The sequence below is a fragment of the Corynebacterium sp. CCM 9203 genome (assembly GCF_041357675.1).
GTDB lineage: Bacteria > Actinomycetota > Actinomycetes > Mycobacteriales > Mycobacteriaceae > Corynebacterium.
Genome location: NZ_JAUERY010000002.1, coordinates 709881 through 731104, shown reverse-complemented (window position 1 = coordinate 731104; position 21224 = coordinate 709881). Strand labels below are relative to the sequence as shown.

Genomic DNA, 21224 nt, shown 5'->3' with positions numbered 1-21224 from the left:
TGTTCTCGACTCTCTTCCCTGGGACCGTGGCAACGCCACACGAAACAGCTCTCTTGCACCCCAGTCTAGCCAGGACAGCGAGACCGCCAACCGAGTTCGCGGACGACAATCTCCCGAGGGGGGAGTGACACCCCCGGGGGAGGCTCACCGGAATCAGTCGCGCTCGCCCTCAGCTTTCTGTTCTTTCGCCATCTCCTTACGAACCTGCTCCATATCAAGTTCGCTGACCTGGGTATAGAGATCCTCCAGCGCCGCAGCGGACATGGAACCGGACTCCCGGAACATGAGGATCCCGTCACGGAAGATCATCAGCGTCGGAATCGACTGAATCTGCAGTGCAGCGGCCAACCCCTGGTTGGCTTCACTGTCAAGCTTGGCAAAAACAGCCTCCGGGTGGGCCTCGGAAACCTTCTCGAAGGTGGGTGCGAAACGGACGCACGGCCCACACCAGGATGCCCAGACGTCAACGAGAACGATTCCGCCCTTGGTGACGGTCTCTTCGAATGTGGCTTCAGTTACATCAATCGTGGCCATGGAATATTCACTCCGGATTCTTCGGTTGAGTACAGTGCACCCCGCTCAACACCGGAAGCCCACGTGGTATTCCCGCCACTGTTGCGGATCACCGGGTGAACTGGGGTAGTTTGTGCGGGGTAACCCCCACCGCACCGTCACGGTACCCGAAGAAAGCTACGGTCGTAATAGACCCACTCCCACGGAGAACACACCGGCGACGCTGACGGAGCAGCGAAAGAACAGGAGCAGTTATGACCAAGAACTATCGTGTGGCAGGTATGACCTGCGAACACTGCAGCAACGCCGTGGTCGAGGAGATCTCGACCGTACCGGGCGCGCAGGGAGTCACCGTTGATCTCGAGAAGGGCGTGGTCAGTGTGTCGGGCCACGGCTTCACCGATGACGCCATCTCCGCCGCGGTTCGGGAAGCCGGCTACGAGGTCATTGACTGACCCGGTCGCGCCGGATCCTGCACCACCTCACGCCGCCCCGCTACCCCTGGCAGGGCGGCGTGAGCTTTCCCGGCACCGGAAAATGGTGACTTGTACATCTCGATCAGGAGCATCAATGAACAATCCGACCGGAGTCACCGGTCCCTCCATCTCTGGCGAGACAGCCCACACCGATCTCGCCGTCACAGGCATGACCTGCACCTCCTGTTCCGGCAGGGTGGAACGAAAACTCAACCGGCTCGACGGGGTACGCGCCACCGTGAATTTCGCCACGGAGACAGCCTCCGTCGACTACGATCCCGGGATCATCTCCCCCGAGGAGCTGGTGGTCGTTGTCGAGAAGACGGGTTATGGAGCCACCATCGTCACCCATTCCGGGGCCGATGTATGCGGGCACGACGGATCGGAAGCCCCAGTCGATGACGGCGATCAGGCACGCGCGCGGGAGATCACCGATCTCCGACACCGACTCATTCTGTCGGCAGCCTGCGGCCTGCCGGTCATGCTGCTGTCCATGATTCCCCCTCTGCAATTCGACTACTGGCAGTGGGCGGCTCTCGTACTCACTTTCCCCGTGTTCTTCTGGGGTGGTTGGCCGTTCCACCGGGCGGCGGTGACGAACCTCCGCCATGGTGCCTTCACTATGGACACTCTTGTCAGTATGGGCACCACCGCAGCACTGGCATGGTCAGTCGTCGCACTTACCGTCGGCGATGCCGGCCGACCGGGGATGACGATGCACTTCCACCTCCTGGCCAGCGGTGGAGCCGCACTGAACGAGATCTATCTCGACACTGCAGCAATGGTCATTGTGTTTCTGCTTCTGGGCCGCTGGTTCGAGGCCCGTGCCAAAGGCCGTTCCTCACAGGCACTCCGGGCGCTATTGACACTCGGTGCAAAGGAAGCAACCCTTCTCGTCGACGGCCATGAACGACAGGTCCCGGTCGAACGGCTCGTGGTGGGCGACACGTTCGTGGTTCGCCCGGGGGAGACAGTAGCCACAGACGGAGTGGTGGTCTCAGGAACAAGCTCCGTCGACGAGTCCATGCTTACGGGCGAATCCATCCCGGTGGATGTCGGCACCGGTGACACGGTGACAGGGGCCACGGTGAACAACTCGGGACGACTCGTGGTCCGTGCGACCCGGGTCGGTGGAGAAACGACACTCGCACGGATAGGTCGACTGGTCACCGACGCACAATCCCGTAAAGCCCCTGTTCAACGTCTCGTTGACCGTGTCTCCCAGGTGTTCGTACCCGTCGTCATGGTCATTTCACTGGTGACACTCACCGCTCATCTCATTCTCGGGTCTACCACCGCAGCAGCGTTCACCGCTGCTGTGGCAGTTCTCATCATCGCCTGTCCCTGTGCTCTCGGTCTGGCGACTCCGACGGCATTACTCGTGGGCACCGGTCGAGGTGCCCAGATGGGACTGCTGATCAAGGGGCCGGAGGTTCTCGAATCCACCCAGCGTGTCGACACCATAGTCCTGGACAAGACCGGAACCGTCACTACCGGAGCGATGACCCTCTCCGGTGTCAACGCCATCACAGGATATGACCGGAGCGAGGTGCTGCGGCTTGCCGGATCCGTGGAGCAGGGGAGTGAACATCCCGTCGGACGTGCCATCGTCACCGCAGCACTCGACACAACATCCGGCGGCACGCTCCCAGAGTTCACCGCCTTCACCTCCCACGCCGGCAGTGGGGTCAGCGCAATCGTGGATGGCCGGCATGTCGCGGTTCTCCGCCCCGATGGCAGCCTCCCCGAGGAGCTCGCGTCAGCGGTGATGAAGGCCCAATCCGACGGAGCCACCCCGGTGGTTCTCCACATCGACAATGCACCCACTGCCGTCCTGATCGTCCGGGACAGGGTCCGTGACACATCGGCCACTGCCATCAGCTCACTGAAGAACCTCGGGCTGACCCCTGTTCTGCTCACCGGAGATAACCACGGTGCCGCAACCACAGTCGCCCGTGAAGTCGGTATCTCTCCGGACAATGTCTTCGCCGGAGTGCTCCCAGAAGGCAAGGTCAACGAGGTGCGGCGCCTGCAGGGAGAGGGGCGCATCGTTGCCATGGCCGGTGACGGTGTCAACGATGCTGCGGCGCTCGCACAAGCGGACCTCGGACTATCGATGGGAACCGGCACCGATGTCGCCATCGAAGCCGGCGACATCACACTCATGCGGGACGGATTGGACGGTGTGTCCGATGCGATCCGGCTCTCGCGTGCCACCCTGCGCACGATCCACGGCAATCTCTTCTGGGCGTTCGGCTACAACATCATTCTGATTCCTGTCGCGGCCCTCGGCTGGCTCAATCCAATGCTCGCCGGTGCGGCGATGGCACTGTCTTCGGTATTCGTTGTAACCAATTCCCTTCGGCTACGCACATTCCACTGACATGCCGGGAGAGGCAGCGCCTGTCGCATCTCTCCCGGTTGCGGTTCCGACGGCTGCATTCTGCACGGAGAACCGTGTCCTACCCCATACCTCGGGCAAGGTCCCGGAAACGCGAGTAATGCAACTGATGGGCTACGGCAATCGTACCGATCGGACCACCGCGGTGCTTTGCCATGATGATGTCCGCCTCGCCCGCCCGGGGATCCTCCCTGTCCTGAGAATCGGGGCGGTACAACAACATGACCATGTCCGCGTCCTGCTCCAGCGAACCGGACTCACGGAGATCAGCGAGCTGCGGCTTCTTATCAGTCCGGGATTCCGGTCCACGGTTCAACTGGGAGATGGCGATCAACGGCACATCGAGTTCCTTCGCCAGAAGCTTGAGCTGCCGGGAAAACTCACTGACCTCCTGTTGACGGGACTCGACCTTCTTTCCCGAACTCATCAACTGAAGATAATCGACCACGATCATCTGTAGATCATGCCGCTGCTTCAACTGACGTGCCTTGGATCGGATCTCCATCATCGTCAGATTCGCGGAATCGTCGATAAACAGGGGAGCGTCCGCGATCTTCCCGACACGTTCAGCCAATCGAGCCCACTGGTCATCGGTCATCGTCCCCGCACGCATATCCGTCAGCTTGATCTCCGTCTCCGCGGACAGGAGGCGCATGACGATCTCGGATTTCGACATCTCGAGGGAGAAAATCACCGAGGCCTTTCCTTGCTTCACTGAACAGGAACGCATGAAATCCAACGCCAATGTTGATTTACCCACACCGGGGCGGGCTGCCACGATGATCATCTGACCCCCGTGCAGACCATTCGTCAGTTCATCCAGGTCGATGAAACCCGTGGAGATACCGGCAGCCGCCCCACCGTGATTCGCAAACTCCTCGAGTTCCTCCATTGTCGGGTCAAGTACCTCTGACAGTGCCGCGTAGTCCGTCGTCGTCTTACGTTGCGCAATGGCGAAGACCTCCTGCTGCGCCAGGTCAAGTACCGTGTCGACCTCTGCGCTCTCGGTGCCTTCGTAGCCAAGCTGGACGACCCGGGTCCCCGCATCAACGAGACGCCGCAACAGGGCCTTCTCTGCGACAATCTCCGCGTAGTAGCGCGCATTCGCGGCGGTCGGCACCGAAGAGATGAGCGTGTGCAGGTATGGGGCACCACCTACCCGGTCGAGATCACCCTGTCGGTCCAGTCGACCTGAGACGATGATCGGGTCGATTTCCTTCTGTTCACTGAAGAGGTCCAGGATCACCGAATAGATGATCTGGTGCGCGGGACGGTAGAAATCATCGGGAGTGAGTTCCTCCACGATGTCGGTGACCGCTCCAGTGGAGAGCAGCATGGCACCCAGCACACTCCGTTCTGCCTCCAGATGGTGCGGTGGAACCCTGCCGAACTTCTTTTCGGCGGCATCCCCAGATTCCGAGCGGAACTGGGGCCTGTTCCCCCGCAACCGGTCAGAGGGTGGGTGAATCTGCCCGGCCCCATCCTCGACCGGTGGCTCCTCCGGGGGAAGGTAATCGTCATCGAAACTGGTGTCACTGAAACCGGAGGTCACTACGGGTACCTTTCGCTGTCTGAAAATCTATCTGTTCCTTCGCCTGGACCGGAAGCCGCTCAGACGAGCACGCGGCTCCACGGAAGCCAGCGATCTCAATCCGGGTATGCCCGCACCGATACTGGTCTGGCACAACAGTACCGCCCGAACCACCGCGGGCTGTCACAGCCACAGATCCACAGTAGGGGAGAAAAACCAGATCCCGTCATTCAGAGGAGCGTGCCCGGGTCTCCCCAGCGGAAAAGAAAAAGGGACGTTATCCACAAGGGTTGTGCACAGACCTAGGGAAAGGTGTGTTCTGTGCTGGGGATTCTCCAGCATGCCTGTGTATAACTTGTGGACAAACCGCCGAATTTTTCCCGAAAATGAGATGAACCCGCAGGTCAACCCTGCAAAATAGGCTGTTAGTAACTATCAGTAAGTCGTGGATAACTACCCCTCACCAGCCGGTTTGACAGCACATGGTGCGGAGAGTTAGGCAGGTTTACGCCGGTCAGGGCGTCGTGTTGCGTCAATCCCGGAGAAAGTTATCCACAATTTGACTCCCCTTTTCACAACCGTGTCAAAAGGGTGAGCGAACCAACACAGAGCACTCCACGCAACCCCTGCGATATCTCACCCAAGCGCCTCACCGGACCGGTTCAAACCGGAAAAGACCACGGCCCCCGTCTCACCGACCCCATGGACGCAGTTCAGTACGTCTGGGGAGGGAGCTACGGGGGCCGCGGCTGCTGTTGTCGTTGGGTCGGCACAACGTGCCGACCGCCGTCTTGCCACCTTTCTTAGGCGGAGACGACCTCAAAGTTAATCGGCGCGGTGACGTCACCGTGCAGCTTCACATCAACCTGGTAGGAACCGGTCGACTTGACCGTTCCCTTAGCCAACTTGACATTGTGCTTGTCCAGGGTCGGGCCACCGGCCTTCTTCACTGCATCGACGATGTCGTCTACGGTGACGGAGCCGAAAAGCTTACCCTTGTCGGAGGTGCGCACTGCGATGGAGACACCGGTGAGCTGCTCGAGCTGTTCCTTGACCTCGCGAGCGTGGTCGGTATCGCGGATCTCGCGGGCCTTCTGGGCACGCTGAATATCCTGGATCTGCTTTTCCGCGTTGCGGTTCGCAACGATGGCGTAGCCACGCGGAAGCAAGAAGTTACGTCCGTAGCCGGCCTTGACCTCGACGATGTCCCCGGGGACACCGAGATTGTCAACGGCGGCGGTGAGGATCAGCTTCATGATCCCTGCCTTTCGTTCTGCTCCCCGCCAGGTCGGACGCCACCTGCGTGGCACCCCGACGAGCGGGAATAATGTGGATGATTGATGCTGGGACGTACCTGTCGTTCTGTTCGAGCCCGAAAAGGGGATCCAATCAGAACGGAGGCTCGTCATCGGTTGAACCACCGAAACCACCGGATTGTGGGGCACTGTTCCACGGGTCATTGTCAGGGGCACGGTTGGCGTTGCCACCGCCGAAACCACCGGCACTCTGGCCGCCACCGAAACCGCCACCGGCGTTACCGCCGCTGAAGTTCCCGGCAACAGCGTTACCGCCGCCACCGAAGTTGCCGCCACCCTGGCCGCCACCCCTGGGGATGCGCGCCACCTGGGCCGTCGCATACTTCAGGGAGGGACCGACATCGTCGACCTCAACCTCGAAGACACTGCGCTTCTCGCCCTCGCGGGTTTCATAGGAGCGCTGGCGGAGCCGACCTGTGACCATGACACGCATTCCCTTGCTCAGGGACTCCGCGACATTTTCAGCGGCCTGGCGCCAGACGTTGCAGGTAAGGAACAGGGCTTCACCATCCACCCACTGCTTCGACTCCGCATCGAAACGACGCGGAGTCGAGGCGATCCGGAAATTGGCTACGGCCGCCCCCGAAGGGGTGAACCGGAGCTCCGGGTCAGCGACGAGATTGCCGACCACAGTGATGTTTGTATCTCCCTGTGCCATACCTTGAAACGACCTTCCTTTATGACTCGTGTACTGGGGGTTCACCGCCCGCCACCAGTGGCGGGGACTGTGTACGGGAAAAGTTCTCCCTACCAGTGTCCCTGTTTAACGGTCTGCCCGCAGCACCTTGGTGCGCAGGATGCTGTCATTCAGGTTCAGCAGACGGTCGAGCTCCTGCACTGTCGCCGGCTCACATGTGAGCTCGATGACGGCGTAGATGCCCTCTTCCTTCTTGTTGATCGGGTACTGCAAGCGACGCTTGCCCCAGATGTCAACCTTTTCCACGGTGCCGTTTTCCTTGCGGACAACCTCGAGGAACTTATCCAGGGACGGAGCGACAGTGCGCTCATCCTGGGAGGGGTCGAGAATGATCATGAGTTCGTATTGACGCACGGACCTCATCACCTCCTGTGGTCTAGTGTTTTGGATCGGCCACACCCTTGTGGTGTGGCAGGAGGGTTCGTTGCGTCAGCAACCCCACCAGCGTACACCAGGCGCACCTGCCCCGTGAACCAGAAATCTCGAAAAAGCTCCGTTCCCATTACCGGGCACAACTAGCCCGTTCCATTTCCGGCGAACAATGTGGCCCAAAAGATCGCGATCACCGTTGGCACAACGGTGATAAAGAAAATGGCGATGGTGAACAAGGTCCAGGTCAACTTCGGGTTCCGCCGGTAGCTGAAGCTTGCGTAGGAGCCGCCAAACAGGAGAAAACCGATAAACACACTCGTCATAGTGATGAAGACCACGGTGTTTCCCACAAGATCACGCATCCTTTCCGCCACCGGCATCCGTCACCGCGTATTGATCCGAGCCCACTGCTCTCTGCAGTTCGCCCGGATCAGCGCTTCGCGGGCCATCAAAGTTGCCCGCGAGCGGATCCTCACCGTGATGGGCCGCGAGTACCGCATCCTCGCTCAACCCGAGCATCTGACGAACCACAAGGACCATGATCACGACCACGAAGAACCCGCGGATGATGAGGGCGATGTTGAAGAGCTCTGCGGGGGCACCGAGTGCGTCATCACCCGCCATGAACCACATCCTCACCGGCCAGACCAATACCTCAGACAGCATCCACGCGGCGAGGAGTCGCCAGCGGGGAAGCGCCAGAACGGCGAGTGGGACCAGCCAGAGGGAGTACTGGGGACTCCACACCTTATTGAACAGAAGAAATGCTCCGACGATGAGGAATACCAATTCAGCGACCCTGGGTGTCCGACGCGCCCGCAGACCGAGCACACCGATAAGGACACACGCCCCGATGAAAAGAATCGTCGACACGGTATTCAGGATGACAGGTGGGGTGGCACCGTGATCCCAACCCGCCCATCCGGTCTGGCGTTCGATGAGGGCGTAGACACTGTCCCAGTCCGCGACCCGTTCCGAATTGAGGCGGAAAAACTCCAGCCATCCCGCCCGGAAAGCCAGCATCACCGGAAGATTGACCAACAACCACACCACGGTGGAAGTCCCGAGCATGACCAGGAACGGACGAATCGTGCGGTTCCGCAGCGCGAGAACCAGATACGCCCCAAGCAGGAACAAAGGCCAGAGTTTCACCGCCGTCCCCAGACCGATCAGGACTCCGGCCAGCCCGGGTTTGCACCGGGCGGCGGCGAGCAGTGCCCCCACGGCCACAGCGACAGCAAGAATGTCGTAATTGGTGAAGGCGTGTGCGATCACCAGTGGTGAGGCCGCCACCAGAACCGTATCCCAGACACGGTTACCGGTGAGGATGACCGTCCACCGGATGGCCAGAATCCAGAAGAGCGACAGAACCATCGCCGTGAGAGAGAAGTAAATCGCCGCAGATGGGACCGCGAGCCCGGTTGCGGCGATGACCGGAACCAGCAGCCGGGTGAGTCCAGCCATTCCCCACTGAAATAGCCCCGCAAGCACCGGATACTCCATGTAGCGGGTGGTTCCATCCGGGTCAGTCCACGAGTACTTGTACGGGAAGTGGCCTCCGGACAGACCATTGTTTCCGTAGAGAGGCACGATATCGCTATAACAGGCCGACAAATACTGTCTGCTACCGGACCAGTCGAGGCTGACCACGCCGTCCGATCCGACCGTCCCGCCGAGGCAGTTTGCTTTGGAGAGCCATCCGAGCGCAAGGAACACCAATGCCACGCAGAGCAACACCCGGAGCGGAGTGATCACCCGGGAGGTTCCCGGAGCGCTGAAGCGTCCCATCGGGCCACCGAGAAATACCGTTATGTCCCGGGCCAGTGGCTCGTCGCGGCCGGGTTGTCGCCGCTCCAGATCACGGACTGTATTTGTCAACGGTCGGGGATCCGGGTGTGTACTCATCGTCCTGATACCTGGCATTCGATTCTGTTCATGGGTCGGGATTACTCTGCCCCGGCTCTGACGCCGAAATCCCGCAGATCGGAGCAACCCGGGCACCGGAGGCCCGGTGCCCGGGGCAAATCAGTTGAAGATGTTCGGGACAGTGACGCCGGGAAAGATCTCCACTTCTTCCGGTGGGGCGGGAGTCGGCTCGATGGGGATCACAGGGACACTTGCTTCATCGGCTCCATCGGCCTCGCCGCCGTCCTCTGAACCGGTATTAGCGGTGTCAGACTGCGGTGTCGGGACCGACCGGGTTGTGTTCCGTACCGGAGGTACGTATTGCGGCGCCGGAGCGTTGTTGAAACCGAGGGGTTGAGGATCCGGGAACTGTTCGAGGGGCTTGCCTTCCAGCGCCGTATCCATGGTCGCCTTCCAGATCTGCGCAGGCAACCCGGCGCCATACATGTTTCCGCCCCAGTAGTTACGCAGCGGACTGTTATCCACAGTACCGACCCAGACCACTGTCGCGAGCTGTGGCGTGGCCCCGATCATCCAGGCATCCTTGTTGAAGCCGGTGTCACCCAACTGGGTTGTGCCAGTCTTCGCCGCAGAGGTCCGTCCCCCGGCAAGCTGGTTCTGGTTCGACCAGGCTGCGATAGGGGCCATCGCACTCATCACATTGTTCGCGACATTGGCGGCCACCCGACGTTGACCTGTGGTGGCGGTGTGTTCGTAAAGAACCTCGTTGTTCGAGGTTTCAACCTTCTCCACGAAGTAGGGGGCATGCCAGACCCCTTCGTCCGCGAGTGTTGCCAAAGCGATCGCCTGATCGAAGGGCCGGGACTCGTACTGTCCGAGAATGATGCCCTCATAGGGCTGTCCGCCGTTCTCGGTCAGGGTCGCAGGGAACCCAGGTAGTGATCGGGCCATGCCCAGCGCATGGGCCATGTCGGCGACATCCTGGGACCCATTGGCCAGATCCTGTTCCAGGCGGATAAAGCTGGTGTTGTGGCTGCGCTTGAGCGCCTCAGCGATGGTGCAGTAACCGCAGTCGTTCCCACTGACGTTGGTGACGGTCACGTTACCGGTCACGACGGGGGCTGAGGAATACATAGTGGTCAGTGGAATGCCTTGTTGAAGCGCGGCAGCCAGGCCGTAGATCTTGAATGTTGAGCCGGTCTGGATGGGGGCATTGGCGTAGTCCCATCCCGCCGCATCGTCACCACCGTAATAGGCACGAACGGCACCGTTGGACGGTTCAATGGAGACCACCGCTGAACGTAGTTTCTCGTCCTCTCCCTCGAAAAGCCGATTCACGTTATCGACGACCGCATTTTGGTTCCGGATATCGATTGTGGTGGTGATCCGCAGGCCCCGGGTATCCAGGTCCTCCTGTGTGATACCGATCTGTTCGAGCTCCGCCACCACCTGGTTCTTGATCAGCCCGTTGGCTCCGGTGGCTTCAACATAAGCCTGGTTCAGAGCCGGGTCAACGACCTCGGGGTACTCGGTGGCGTCCCGCTCCTCCGGAGAGAGGTATCCGGTGGCCACCATTCCGTCCAGAACATAGTTCCACCGTTGTTCAGCCTCTTCTCGATTCGTCCACGGATCAAGCTGACTCGGGCGTTGGATGGAGGCCGCCAACACCGCAGACTCGGCGGGTGTGAGTTCTGCGAGAGGCTTTCCGAAGTAGGCTTCGGAAGCAGCCGCGACACCGTAGGAGTTACGACCGAAATAAATGGTGTTCAGGTAAGCACCGAGCACATCGTCCTTCGACCACTCATTCGCCATCTTCGCACTGATGACGAGTTCCTTGAGCTTCCGCTCGTAGGAACGCTCATTACCAACGACCGCGTTCTTCACGTACTGCTGCGTGATGGTCGAGCCACCACCCGCGGAATCATCTCCGGTGATCTGCCCTTTAATCGCCCGGGCGAAACCACTCACGGAGAAGCCCGGGTTCGTGTAGAACTCCCGATCCTCGGCGGCGAGTACCGCGCCCCGCAACGACTCCGGGATCGCATCCAGATTCACCTGCTCACGGTTGCCTTCGGGCGGGACGATACGGGCGAGCTCGGTGGTGGAGTCCGAGGCGTAGATATTCGAGACCTGCTTGTTCACCAGCTCTTCAGGCTCCGGGACATCCGCCAGTATGTAGGCCGTCACGACCGCCACCACGGGGACGGCGATGAACAGCGCGAACGCGATCGCCAGGGACCAGACGATCCGGCGTCGACGGGGGGACCGGGGCGGTGTATCCACCTCGTCCTCGTCGTTGTTGTCCAACCGGTTGTTACTTGTCACCTTTGTGTCCACTCCATCGGATTGTTTCTGTTCACTTCACATGCATGAGGTAGTTGGTTCAGGGGCCCACCTCCCGGGCACTGAGTAGGTAATTCCAGCTACAGTCGGGGCAGACCTCGACGGTGTGCACGGTGAATTCCCGACCTGCATCAGCGAAACGCTCGATCTCCTCCACACTCCGGGCACTAGATGACATCTTCCCCAATGACTCACCAAATATCCACAGGACGATCCGGAGATCATCGGCGGCACAGATCGGACAGGGACGATCCACGGGCTGACCGTGAAAACGTGACGCTGCGAGAAGCCGGAAATCCGCGTCACACACGGAATCGCGGGACACCCGTCCCGCACGCCAGTCAGCCAAGAGACGACGGCGCGCCCACTGATGACTGACCTCACCGGAATAATTGACCACGGTGCCAGTCTATCCGCGTTCAACGATGCCCCATCGGACGGGACGGTAGGTGGAACCAGTCGAGACCCGAAAAATGGACACCTCCCAACACCGTTACTTTCGCGGTTGAACGCGGTTGAACAGAGCACTCGACCGGCTAGTGAAGCCCGAACAAAGCAAACATTACGCCCACATTAACTCCGCACCGACGACGCAGCGTATCCGTGCTAAATGACAATTACGCTACCATCAGCAAAAGCAGTTAAGATTGGGAATATGACTGCCGCAACCCCGATGGACATCGCCGCACAAATTCGGCCTGCCATGACGAAACTCTACGTAACCTACTTCCGCATGGCAGAGCAATCCGATCTCACAGGTCCTCAGCTAACCATTCTGACACGGCTCGCTGAACACGGAGCGTCCCGCATCAGTGAGGTGGCCCGTCAGGAGGGTATCCGGATGCCCACCGCGTCAAACGCACTGCATCAGCTTGAGCACCGCGGCATGGTGGAGCGCATCCGTGACACGAGTGACCGGCGCGGCGTCCGGGTCCAGCTCACTGAACTGGGACGCAGCGAACTCAAACGGGTCGGGGATGAGCGCACCACATACCTCGCCGACATGCTCTCTTCCCTAAGCACTGAGAAACTTGAGATTGCCGAGCAAATCATTCCCGTCATCAAGGAACTGGCCGAGCGCTATTCCGCCGACCAGAAGAACGCCTGATAATCACCGTCGACGGATGAGCGGCCGCCTTCCCGCGGCGGCACCGTGACCCGAGGTAGAGGACCGACCGAACGAATGCCAAAGAAGAACACCGCGTCGGGGGAAACCCCTTCGCCGATGCGGGTTCTCGTTGCCTGGCGGCCAGACGCCTCCGGTACTGAAGCAGTGGAGTTCGCTGCCTGGCTGGCACGGACCACACCTATCCAGGTACGGGCGGTCACCGCGTTCACCCGACCATGGCCGTCGTCTTCCCTCAGTCGGCTGGGCGGCAAATACAAGAAGTGGCGCAAGAAAGAGGCGTCCGCCTGTGAATCCCGCGTCCGCAAGGCCCTGACCGCTGCTGAGCTACCCGCCTCCATGTGGGATAAGACGGTGTCCGTCTTCGCCGAAGGTCCTTCGGAGACCTCGATCCTGACCCAGGCCGCCGAGGAGTTCCGGGCTGATGTGATTCTCCTCGGCTCTCACGGTTCGGCACCCAAGCGCCGATTCATGGCCGGGTCAACTGCCGACGCTCTTCTGCACTCATCTCCACGTCCCCTCGGGCTCACTCCACGCTCCCCGAAACTCTCAAGGCGCGGAGTGACACGAATCAACTGTGCATTCATCGACTCCGAGAATGACCGCAGCTTTCTCACCGACGCCGCCGACCTGGCATCCCGTTGGGCCGTACCATTACGCATTGTCTCCTTCGCACCCGAGGGCATCGCCGATTCTCCCGTGAAAAGCACCATCGATCTGGAATCGGAGATCCTGGTGGAGTGGCGGGAACACACCCTCGCGGTACTTGACCAGGCTCGGGATGCAGCCCTGGACCGGCACCCGGAGATTACCGTCGATACCGAAATAGGATCCGGTTGGGGGTGGTCCGGCGCTGTGGAGTCGGTGAAGTGGAGGAAGGGTGATCTGCTCTATCTCGGATCGGAGCACTTGGGATCCCTCGAACGGGTCTTCATAGGTTCCAACACGAATGAGATCCTCAGACATTCCCGGGTACCCGCGATCATTCAACCTGCACACGGCCGATGAACTCCACCCAGCACGCCGAGGAGACTCAACCCCGGCTATCGTCATAAAGGACCGAGGAACTTCGCTGAAACGTGGAAGGCTGGAATAACAAGTGAGCGACACCGGAACCGGGGGAGGCGACGGCGAGCAGAACAGGCGTATCCACCTCGACCCCGTGCTCGACAGTGCCCCCCGACGCGGCGCCTCTGATTTGGACTATGAGGCTGATCCCCTGCTGCGACTGGAACGCAACAATTCCTCGACACGGCAGGCCATCGTGTTCGCGCTCGCGGTACCTCCACTGACGTTTCTCACCGCATTCGTCATCGCGATGATTTCACGCGCCCACGGAGGCCCACTCTGTGACGCGGGAACGTCAATCTGGATCTGCTCCCGCACCTACGAGATCCTCTTCCCGGTTATACCGGGTCTGGTAACGCTGGGTGGAACCTTCGGCGCCGCCTACATCACCTACCGGCGCTGGGCGCGCTACGAACGCTGGCGCCCCTGGCTCGCCGCCCTCTGGCCTCTCATGCTCTTCTCCCTCGCATGGATCACCGGGGTGGGGACAATGGCCGTCATCGGTTCCTCCTAGAATCTCCTCGGGGGAGACCCTAGGGGGTGGCTTCGAGGGCAATCTCGAATTCGAGAAGCTCAGCCCCTGTCGCCACCGATTGCTTCTTCTCGCCGGAATGCGCCTTACGTGCATCACCGTCGCGCCATGCAACATAAGATTCCTCGTCCGCCCAACGGGTCACCACGAAATAGCGTTCCTCACCAGCGATAGGGCGCAGGAGCTGGAAGCCCTCGAAGCCAGGTGACTCGTCGACCACATGCTTCCGGGCCTCGAAGCGCTTTTCCAGTTCGCCCCCCTGTCCTTCAGGGACGGTGATTGCGTTGATCTTCACGATGCTCATACCCCCAACCTACTCCCGGAAGGCCCAGACCGCAGCCAGGAAGAACCGCCGCCGCGACAACCTCAACCGACTATGCAGAGCCGGATTCAGGCAACATCGACAGGCACCGACGGGCGACAGTCCAGGCAATGGGAACCAACCGTCGTATCCGCGCAGTCATCACAGATCAGAACCAGGCGACGACACGCACCATTCACGCAGTTCCGGTAGGTGTTGGTTCCCGCAGCACAATGGACGCAATGCCCGATCTGCACGAAGTTGTGGTCTGTGGCATCCCCGAACTCCAGATGCATACGACGGTCGAAGACGTAGAGCGATCCCTCCCACAGACCCTCATTTCCGAAAGTCTCCCCATACCGGACTATCCCACCGTCGAGCTGATAGACCTCACGGAAACCGCGTTTCAGGAGAAGTGCACTCAACACCTCGCAACGCACACCACCGGTGCAGTAGGTGACCACCGGCCGGTCCTTGAGATCATCGTATTTCCCGGACTCGATTTCCGAGATGAAGTCATGGGTCGTCTCCACATCCGGAATCACCGCTCCCCGGAATCTACCGATCCCTGCCTCCATAGCATTACGCCCATCGAAGAACACGACATCGTCACCCCTGGCCGCAACGAGTTGATTGACCTCTTCGGGTTTCAGGTGCACCCCACCACCGATGATTCCATCCTCGTCCACGTCGATGTCCTCCGGAGCCCCGAACGCAACCAGTTCCTCCCGAACCTTCACACTCAGACGAGGGAAATCGGCGGCCGATCCTTCGGAGAACTTGAACTCCATGTCACGGAATCCGGGATAGGAACGTGTCGCCCGGATGTAACGCTTGACCGAATCCAGCTCACCCCCAACCGTTCCGTTGATCCCGTGTCGGGAGATGAGGATCCGACCGGTGAGCTCGAGTGATTCGCACAGGGTGCGCTGCCACAGCATCACCGCCGTTGGATCAGAAAGCGGAGTGAAGCGGTAGTAGAGAAGTATCTTGCTGATGGCCACGATCAGGCAGTCTATCCTCCGGCGGAAAAATTTTCCTGCACACCCACTGCACTTTTTCGGATGAGTCAGTTAGCCTTGGCTAACCGGAGATCTTGCTGATCCACAGGAAAGGTCGTGACAGATATGTCTATGTCGTTGAAAAACATCATCTACCGAACCACGCTCAAGGCACTGTCAGCGGTGATGGGACGCACCATGGCCATGCCTACAAACCGGAATATCCGCGAGGAACTCGTACGGGCCACCGTCACATCGAACACGGAACTCGCGCCACAGTTGCGCCGCATCACCCTCCGAGCCGCCGGATTCAAGGGAATCAGCAGTGCAGGCCCTGACGAATACGTGGCCCTCATCATGCCCCCGGAGGGGAAGCGGCTCACCATGCCGGATGCCTCCATCCTGAATCCGCGGGCTGCAATCGCCGAAATGAACGAGGATGTGCGCCCCAACATGCGCTATTACACCATCCGCGAGCTCCACCCCGAGGACGGGGAGATGGTCATCGACATCGTCACGCACGGGGCTTCCGGACCCGGATCCGCATGGGCCCTCAACTCGGTGGCCGGGGATGAGGTCGGGGTACGTTTCCTCTCCGCCACCTACCGGGAGAACGTACTTCCACAGCTACTCATCGCCGATGCCACCGCTGTGCCCGCCCTGTCCGCCATCGTCGAATCACTTGACGAAGATGGGCGCACCCGGACCCACGTCATCGTCATCGCCGAATCCGACGACCTCCTGGCCCCCGGACTGGAAGACATACTCTCAGGTGTCGGCTCCTACACCCGCCTGACCACCCCCCTCGCCGAGGCTCCCACGGCAGGTGTAGCCGCTATATCCGGGCTACCCGTGGCCGTCGGAGAACTCTCTTATGCATGGATCTGCGGAGAGCAATCCATCGCAACATCGCTCCGGAGGCACCTGACCAAGGATCTCGGTATGGACCGTAGGTCGATCTTCTTCTCCGGATACTGGAGACTGGGTAAGGAGCGGAGCTGATTCGGTAGGGTCACCGTATGGACTCCATGCTGTTGCCCGTGGTCATTCTCGCGAGTGGGACACTCTTGGCCGGATACCGGGGGGTCGCCGAATTTCGGAGCCCCACCGCGCATCCACTACTTCCAGCGAGTCCACATCTTCGGTCGGTACTGTGGCTCATCGCAGCAGTGTTTTTCCTACTTTCACTGTGGATACTGGTACGGGGCCTGATCATCGCAGGGGTGGTTGTCGGCGTATGCGCCCTGGTCGTGTGTGTCATCGCGGATCAGCACATGACGCGGAGACACTGAAAAACGGGTTCCTGTAAATCTTTTCAAGTTCTAAGATGAGATAAAAATATTATTGATGAAGTCAATTTTTTAACCGGGTTTTTCTTCCCAGCTCCCCGGCAGCAGACGACCAGTACACGTCCCCAAACACCGGAAAGTCATGCCCGAAGGTCACGTCATCCATCGCCTCGCCGATCGCATCAACACCACGTTCAGCGATCGGGAACTCTCATTCTCATCACCCCAGGGACGGTTCGCCACCGAGGCGAAACGGATCACCGGCCACCGGCTCACCTATGCCGAGGCATGGGGCAAACAACTCTTCATTGACGTGGACACCGATGACCCCGAGCACATCATCCACATTCACCTCGGACTTATCGGCGGACTGAGTTTCGCCCCTCACGCCGCCCCGAAGGGCCAGGTCCGCCTCCGCATCACCGACGGAACAACCGCCGCTGACCTCCGTGGGCCGCAATGGTGCCGGTTGATCACCGACACCGAACGCGACGCAGCCGTCGCCAAACTCGGAGCCGACCCCCTGAGAGCCGACGCCGACCCCGGATCCATCTGGACACGGGTCCATCGTTCGAAGAAATCCATCGGAACACTCATGATGGATCAGACATTGTTCGCGGGCGTGGGCAACATCTACCGGGCCGAGGTGTTGTTTCGACTCGGCATTGATCCCCGCACACCGGGAAAAATTCTGGACCGCAGTGAGTTCGACGCCATCTGGACGGACCTCGTCCTACTCATGGCCGACGGAGTCCGGGAAGGCCGGATCGATACCGTACGACCCGAACACACCCCGGAGGCGATGCACCGGGAACCCCGGAAGGATGACCACGGGGGAGAGGTCTACGTCTACCGCCGTACCGGACAACCGTGCCACATCTGCGCCACTCCCGTAGCGACGACGGTACTGGATGGCCGCAACCTGTTCTGGTGCCCCGAATGCCAGGCGGGCACCTAAAACAATCCCTGGCCATACGCCGGGACCATCACGTATCCCGTAGAGATTCCCCGCGTTTGGATGATCGCCGAAGGCACCCCCTTCTATGGTTTTTGCCGCCAAAACCTGTACCCACTACTGAACATGTGATCTAATGCACTAAATAGCCAGATCATGTTCTCCCTCACATCGCCGCCGGACAATCATCTCTCGGATGCACCGGCACCGAAACGGAAAGACCTCCACCGCCATGAACGCACTCTTCCTCGCCATCATCGGCGTCGCCATGATGCTCGGGGGGTACTTTCTCTACTCCAGGTACCTCGGCTCACGGATCTACAAACTCAACGCTTCCTTCCGCACCCCGGCACACACCATGGAGGACGGCATCGACTATGTCCCCACTAACAAATATGTGCTCTGGGGACACCACTTCACGTCCGTCGCGGGCGCCGCACCTATCGTCGGACCAGCTATCGCGGTGATCTGGGGCTGGGTACCCGCATTCCTCTGGGTGACCATCGGCACCGTCTTCATCGCCGGGATGCACGATCTCGGAGCCCTGTGGGCATCCGGCAGGCACCGCGGCCAAACCATCGGTACCCTGTCCGGAAAGTACATCGGTCCACGGGGACGGAATCTCTTCCTGGTGATCATCTTCCTTCTTCTGCTGATGGTCAACGCGGCATTCGCCGTGGTCATCGCGAAACTACTGGTCACCACACCCACCGCCGTCATCCCCACCTGGGGTGCGATCATCGTCGCACTCCTCATCGGTCAGGCCATCTACCGCCTGAAGTGGAGCCTCCCACTGGTTTCCCTCGTCGGTGTCGTCACCCTCTACGCCCTGATGCTCATCGGTAACTCGATTCCCATCGTCCTCCCGGAGAGTATCCTCGGCCTGAATCCGAATGGCTTCTGGATAGTGGTGCTCTTCCTGTACGCCGGTATCGCCTCTCTTCTGCCGGTGTGGGTGCTGCTCCAGCCCCGTGACTACATCAACGGACTGCAACTGTTCGTCGGACTCATCATCCTCTACGGATCGGTGGCACTGTCCCTCCCGACCATCGTCGCCCCCACATTCAATACAGCGCTACCCGAGGCCACCCCCTCCATGATCCCACTGCTGTTTGTCACCATCGCCTGCGGCGCAATCTCCGGATTCCACGGCATGGTCTCATCCGGGACCTCATCCAAGCAGATCGACAAAGAGACCGACGAGCGTTTCGTCGGATACTTCGGCGCGGTCGGGGAGGGCCTGCTCGCCCTCGGCGCGATCATCGCCACCTGCGCCGGTTACCAGACGATCACCCAGTGGCGTGAGGTCTACTCCGCATTCGGACAGGGCAGTGTCAGCGCATTCGTGGAGGGCGGGTCCGGGATCATCAATGCCGGGCTCGGACTACCCACCGGCCTTTCGGCCACAATCCTCGCAACGATGGCGGTGCTCTTCGCCGCCACGACGATGGACACGGGCGTCCGACTTCAGCGTCTCGTCGTTCAGGAGATCGGTGATCACCTCGGTGTGAAGCTGACCAACATTGTCGCCACCATCATCGTCCTCGTCGTCGCACTCGGCCTCACATTCTCCTCCGGTGGCGACGGCTCAGGTGGGCTCGCCATCTGGCCCTTGTTCGGCACGACGAATCAGCTCATGGCATCCCTGACCATGTCGATTATTTGCATTATCCTGATCCGGCTGCGACGGCCCTACAAGGTGGTACTCGTCCCGATGGTGTTCGTCATGGTGGTCTCCGTCTGGGCGTTGGTCATCCAACTCGGTGCGTTCTACACAGCCGGAAACTGGATGCTGCTCATCCTCGACCTCATCATCCTGGTCGCCGCGGTCTGGGTAGTCGTCGAGTCCATCCGCGCAATGCGGACCGCCCTGCAGACTCCACCGGTGACCGACGCCGAATTCGATGAAGCAACCGAGGTCCGGGACGAACCCGACGCTCACGCGAAAGTCCACTGACGTGGGCTGGTTCGCCGACCTGCACGCCCGCAGCCGTGCGCTGGCCGACGGCTTGGCCGAATTCTATGCCGGGCCGTACCGGGTATCGCTCCAGCGCGCGGCCCGAGACGAAGATGATCTGTTCATGATGCTCGTCATGAGCGAGGCACTCGGTGTCCCCAACCCCGCCAGCTATCACACCCTCGAACTCCTACCCGTCATGTACGACCGTTTCCATGAATGGCACCGACGTATGGGCATGGAACATTCACCCGTCGAGGGATTGTCATGCTGCTGAACCTCATTGATACCCGCCGCGTGGTGTTCTTCGGAGGAAAGGGCGGGGTGGGTAAAACCACACTGGCCTCAGCGACCGCAATGGCTCTCGCCCGACACGGGCGACGTGTACTGCTCGTTTCCACAGATCCCGCACACAATCTCGGGCATCTCTGGGGCATCCGCATCGGAGATGCCGTGACGGAACTCGACACCCGCCTATCCGCCGTGGAGATTGATCCCGCCGCCACGACCTCAGCTCACCTCGCCCGCGTCGAGGACACTATGCACAGGATGATGCCCCGACATCTCCACTCCGAGGTGTCCAGACACCTCAAATTGTCCGCGAACTCCCCCGGAACACACGAGGCTGCGATCTTGGAACGCATCGCCCGGATCGTGGACGAAGCTGTTGGTGAGTGGGACCACGTCATCATCGACACAGCGCCGTCCGGACACACGGCGCGGCTCATGGCACTACCGGAGATGATGGCAGCCTGGACGGACGGGCTCTTGGGTCGCCGGGCAAAGGCCGAGAAACTCGCCGAAGCAGCCGACGCTCTGGGGCGAGAAAGCCGGCGCGAACGTGACCTCATCGGGGGACAAGGCTCAACCGGCACCGAGACGGATCCCGTCCGTCTCCGCAATGAACGACTACGTGCGATCCTGGAGCAGCGTCGCAGCCTCTTCGACCGTTTCCGGCGAATCCTCACCGCCCCGGACACCTGCACCTTCATCATCGTGCTCACCGCGGAACGCATGCCGGTGCTGGAGACGGTCGAGCTGTGCACAGAGCTCACCAGAACCGGAGTGGATGTCGCGGCCGGGGTTGTCAATCGGCGCTCGCCACGGGATCAGGGAGAGTTCCTCGCCGCGCGTGCAACTCTGGAGGAGGAATTCATCCGTCAACTACATTCCCATTTGACAGGGCTCCCGATCATTGAGCTCCCGCTGCTTCCCGGGGAAGCGGCATCACGGTCAGCGCTGGAGGAGATCGGTCGCCGACTGTAACCAGCCGGATGATGGAGTTCCCCGTTTGTTGTTCCGAAATCCCGGCCTACCTGACCTGGCTTACCTGAGCGGTGTCCGGAAACAGTACACCGCGGTGCGCTCTCCGCCATGGACCATCAAGCGACCTATGGAATCGAGCGCCACCTGACAATTTCCAACGCAAACCATTCAAGGCCTTGGAACTTAGGGAAGGTTGAGCTAATTTTAGGCAGAG

Annotated in this window: 22 protein-coding genes; 11 read left to right on the top strand and 11 right to left on the bottom strand. The window is 60.5% G+C overall.

Features of this window, described 5'->3' with window-relative positions:
* Positions 1-153: 153 nt before the first annotated feature.
* Complete coding sequence (locus QWU44_RS06700; protein ID WP_370914886.1) at positions 154-534, bottom strand: thioredoxin family protein; 381 nt, start codon at positions 532-534, stop codon at positions 154-156.
* Positions 535-767: 233 nt separating this feature from the next.
* Here QWU44_RS06700 and QWU44_RS06695 point away from each other — a divergent pair, with 233 nt between their 5' ends.
* Together QWU44_RS06695 and QWU44_RS06690 are read left to right on the top strand one after the other, a co-directional pair.
* A complete protein-coding gene (locus tag QWU44_RS06695; RefSeq protein ID WP_370914885.1) occupies positions 768-968 on the top strand; it encodes a heavy-metal-associated domain-containing protein in 201 nt (66 codons plus the stop codon).
* Between the two features lie 115 nt (positions 969-1083).
* A complete protein-coding gene (locus QWU44_RS06690; RefSeq protein ID WP_370914884.1) occupies positions 1084-3372 on the top strand; it encodes a heavy metal translocating P-type ATPase in 2289 nt (762 codons plus the stop codon).
* Between the two features lie 79 nt (positions 3373-3451).
* Here the strand turns inward: QWU44_RS06690 and dnaB are convergent, their stop codons facing one another.
* The 8 genes from dnaB to QWU44_RS06650 form a co-directional block, all read right to left on the bottom strand.
* The gene (dnaB, locus tag QWU44_RS06685; protein WP_370914883.1) at positions 3452-4942 is read right to left on the bottom strand and encodes a replicative DNA helicase; all 1491 of its coding nucleotides are present in this window, start codon (positions 4940-4942) and stop codon (positions 3452-3454) included.
* Positions 4943-5724: 782 nt separating this feature from the next.
* Positions 5725-6177 (bottom strand): 50S ribosomal protein L9, encoded by a 453-nt coding sequence (rplI, locus tag QWU44_RS06680; RefSeq protein WP_370914882.1) that lies wholly within the window; start codon positions 6175-6177, stop codon positions 5725-5727.
* Positions 6178-6310: 133 nt separating this feature from the next.
* The gene (locus QWU44_RS06675; protein ID WP_370914881.1) at positions 6311-6895 is read right to left on the bottom strand and encodes a single-stranded DNA-binding protein; all 585 of its coding nucleotides are present in this window, start codon (positions 6893-6895) and stop codon (positions 6311-6313) included.
* 105 nt (positions 6896-7000) lie between these two features.
* Positions 7001-7288, bottom strand: coding sequence for a 30S ribosomal protein S6 (gene rpsF / locus QWU44_RS06670; RefSeq protein WP_267174148.1), 288 nt, complete (start codon positions 7286-7288; stop codon positions 7001-7003).
* Between the two features lie 161 nt (positions 7289-7449).
* A complete protein-coding gene (locus tag QWU44_RS06665; protein ID WP_370914880.1) occupies positions 7450-7668 on the bottom strand; it encodes a hypothetical protein in 219 nt (72 codons plus the stop codon).
* Positions 7661-9211: a glycosyltransferase family 87 protein gene (locus QWU44_RS06660; RefSeq protein ID WP_370914879.1), complete on the bottom strand. Its 1551-nt coding sequence runs from the start codon at positions 9209-9211 to the stop codon at positions 7661-7663. The genes QWU44_RS06665 and QWU44_RS06660 overlap by 8 nt, the downstream gene beginning before the upstream one ends.
* Before the next feature lie 120 nt (positions 9212-9331).
* Complete coding sequence (locus QWU44_RS06655) at positions 9332-11419, bottom strand: transglycosylase domain-containing protein (protein ID WP_370914931.1); 2088 nt, start codon at positions 11417-11419, stop codon at positions 9332-9334.
* A gap of 136 nt (positions 11420-11555) precedes the next feature.
* Complete coding sequence (locus tag QWU44_RS06650; protein ID WP_370914878.1) at positions 11556-11915, bottom strand: DUF5318 family protein; 360 nt, start codon at positions 11913-11915, stop codon at positions 11556-11558.
* Between the two features lie 255 nt (positions 11916-12170).
* Between QWU44_RS06650 and QWU44_RS06645 the strand changes: the two genes are divergently transcribed.
* The 3 genes from QWU44_RS06645 (at position 12171) to QWU44_RS06635 (ending at position 14223) form a co-directional block, all read left to right on the top strand.
* Complete coding sequence (locus QWU44_RS06645; RefSeq protein ID WP_370914877.1) at positions 12171-12623, top strand: MarR family winged helix-turn-helix transcriptional regulator; 453 nt, start codon at positions 12171-12173, stop codon at positions 12621-12623.
* A 75-nt stretch (positions 12624-12698) separates the two neighbouring features.
* The gene (locus QWU44_RS06640; RefSeq protein ID WP_370914876.1) at positions 12699-13649 is read left to right on the top strand and encodes a universal stress protein; all 951 of its coding nucleotides are present in this window, start codon (positions 12699-12701) and stop codon (positions 13647-13649) included.
* Positions 13650-13740: 91 nt separating this feature from the next.
* Complete coding sequence (locus tag QWU44_RS06635) at positions 13741-14223, top strand: hypothetical protein (protein WP_370914875.1); 483 nt, start codon at positions 13741-13743, stop codon at positions 14221-14223.
* A 19-nt stretch (positions 14224-14242) separates the two neighbouring features.
* On the opposite strand, the gene QWU44_RS06630 is transcribed toward QWU44_RS06635, so the two are convergent.
* Entirely contained in the window at positions 14243-14545 is a 303-nt protein-coding gene (locus tag QWU44_RS06630; RefSeq protein ID WP_370914874.1) for an antibiotic biosynthesis monooxygenase, read from the bottom strand.
* Between the two features lie 86 nt (positions 14546-14631).
* Positions 14632-15546 (bottom strand): rhodanese-related sulfurtransferase, encoded by a 915-nt coding sequence (locus tag QWU44_RS06625; protein WP_370914873.1) that lies wholly within the window; start codon positions 15544-15546, stop codon positions 14632-14634.
* Between the two features lie 123 nt (positions 15547-15669).
* On the opposite strand from QWU44_RS06625, the gene QWU44_RS06620 reads away from it, so the two are divergent.
* The 6 genes from QWU44_RS06620 (at position 15670) to QWU44_RS06595 (ending at position 21010) form a co-directional block, all read left to right on the top strand.
* On the top strand, positions 15670-16545 hold the full coding sequence (locus tag QWU44_RS06620; RefSeq protein ID WP_370914930.1) for a siderophore-interacting protein: 876 nt from the start codon (positions 15670-15672) through the stop codon (positions 16543-16545).
* A gap of 17 nt (positions 16546-16562) precedes the next feature.
* Positions 16563-16835 (top strand): hypothetical protein, encoded by a 273-nt coding sequence (locus QWU44_RS06615; protein WP_370914872.1) that lies wholly within the window; start codon positions 16563-16565, stop codon positions 16833-16835.
* Positions 16836-16974: 139 nt separating this feature from the next.
* The gene (locus QWU44_RS06610) at positions 16975-17790 is read left to right on the top strand and encodes an Fpg/Nei family DNA glycosylase (RefSeq protein WP_370914871.1); all 816 of its coding nucleotides are present in this window, start codon (positions 16975-16977) and stop codon (positions 17788-17790) included.
* 229 nt (positions 17791-18019) lie between these two features.
* A complete protein-coding gene (locus tag QWU44_RS06605) occupies positions 18020-19744 on the top strand; it encodes a carbon starvation protein A (RefSeq protein WP_370914870.1) in 1725 nt (574 codons plus the stop codon).
* 1 nt (position 19745) lies between these two features.
* The gene (locus QWU44_RS06600; protein ID WP_370914869.1) at positions 19746-20021 is read left to right on the top strand and encodes a cory-CC-star protein; all 276 of its coding nucleotides are present in this window, start codon (positions 19746-19748) and stop codon (positions 20019-20021) included.
* Positions 20012-21010: an ArsA family ATPase gene (locus tag QWU44_RS06595; protein ID WP_370914868.1), complete on the top strand. Its 999-nt coding sequence runs from the start codon at positions 20012-20014 to the stop codon at positions 21008-21010. The genes QWU44_RS06600 and QWU44_RS06595 overlap by 10 nt, the downstream gene beginning before the upstream one ends.
* Positions 21011-21224 lie beyond the last annotated feature (214 nt).

Excerpts from the sequence above, each read along its gene's own strand:
- QWU44_RS06605 (WP_370914870.1), top strand. The coding sequence starts at position 18,020 with ATGAACGCACTCTTCCTCGCCATCATCGGCGTCGCCATGATGCTCGGG.
- QWU44_RS06700 (WP_370914886.1), bottom strand. The coding sequence starts at position 534 with ATGGCCACGATTGATGTAACTGAAGCCACATTCGAAGAGACCGTCACC.
- QWU44_RS06630 (WP_370914874.1), bottom strand. The coding sequence starts at position 14,545 with ATGAGCATCGTGAAGATCAACGCAATCACCGTCCCTGAAGGACAGGGG.
- QWU44_RS06690 (WP_370914884.1), top strand. The coding sequence starts at position 1,084 with ATGAACAATCCGACCGGAGTCACCGGTCCCTCCATCTCTGGCGAGACA.
- QWU44_RS06640 (WP_370914876.1), top strand. The coding sequence starts at position 12,699 with ATGCCAAAGAAGAACACCGCGTCGGGGGAAACCCCTTCGCCGATGCGG.
- QWU44_RS06695 (WP_370914885.1), top strand. The coding sequence starts at position 768 with ATGACCAAGAACTATCGTGTGGCAGGTATGACCTGCGAACACTGCAGC.
- QWU44_RS06615 (WP_370914872.1), top strand. The coding sequence starts at position 16,563 with ATGGACTCCATGCTGTTGCCCGTGGTCATTCTCGCGAGTGGGACACTC.
- QWU44_RS06620 (WP_370914930.1), top strand. The coding sequence starts at position 15,670 with ATGTCTATGTCGTTGAAAAACATCATCTACCGAACCACGCTCAAGGCA.
- QWU44_RS06675 (WP_370914881.1), bottom strand. The coding sequence starts at position 6,895 with ATGGCACAGGGAGATACAAACATCACTGTGGTCGGCAATCTCGTCGCT.
- QWU44_RS06660 (WP_370914879.1), bottom strand. The coding sequence starts at position 9,211 with ATGAGTACACACCCGGATCCCCGACCGTTGACAAATACAGTCCGTGAT.
- QWU44_RS06645 (WP_370914877.1), top strand. The coding sequence starts at position 12,171 with ATGACTGCCGCAACCCCGATGGACATCGCCGCACAAATTCGGCCTGCC.
- QWU44_RS06595 (WP_370914868.1), top strand. The coding sequence starts at position 20,012 with ATGCTGCTGAACCTCATTGATACCCGCCGCGTGGTGTTCTTCGGAGGA.
- rplI (WP_370914882.1), bottom strand. The coding sequence starts at position 6,177 with ATGAAGCTGATCCTCACCGCCGCCGTTGACAATCTCGGTGTCCCCGGG.
- QWU44_RS06665 (WP_370914880.1), bottom strand. The coding sequence starts at position 7,668 with ATGCGTGATCTTGTGGGAAACACCGTGGTCTTCATCACTATGACGAGT.
- QWU44_RS06610 (WP_370914871.1), top strand. The coding sequence starts at position 16,975 with ATGCCCGAAGGTCACGTCATCCATCGCCTCGCCGATCGCATCAACACC.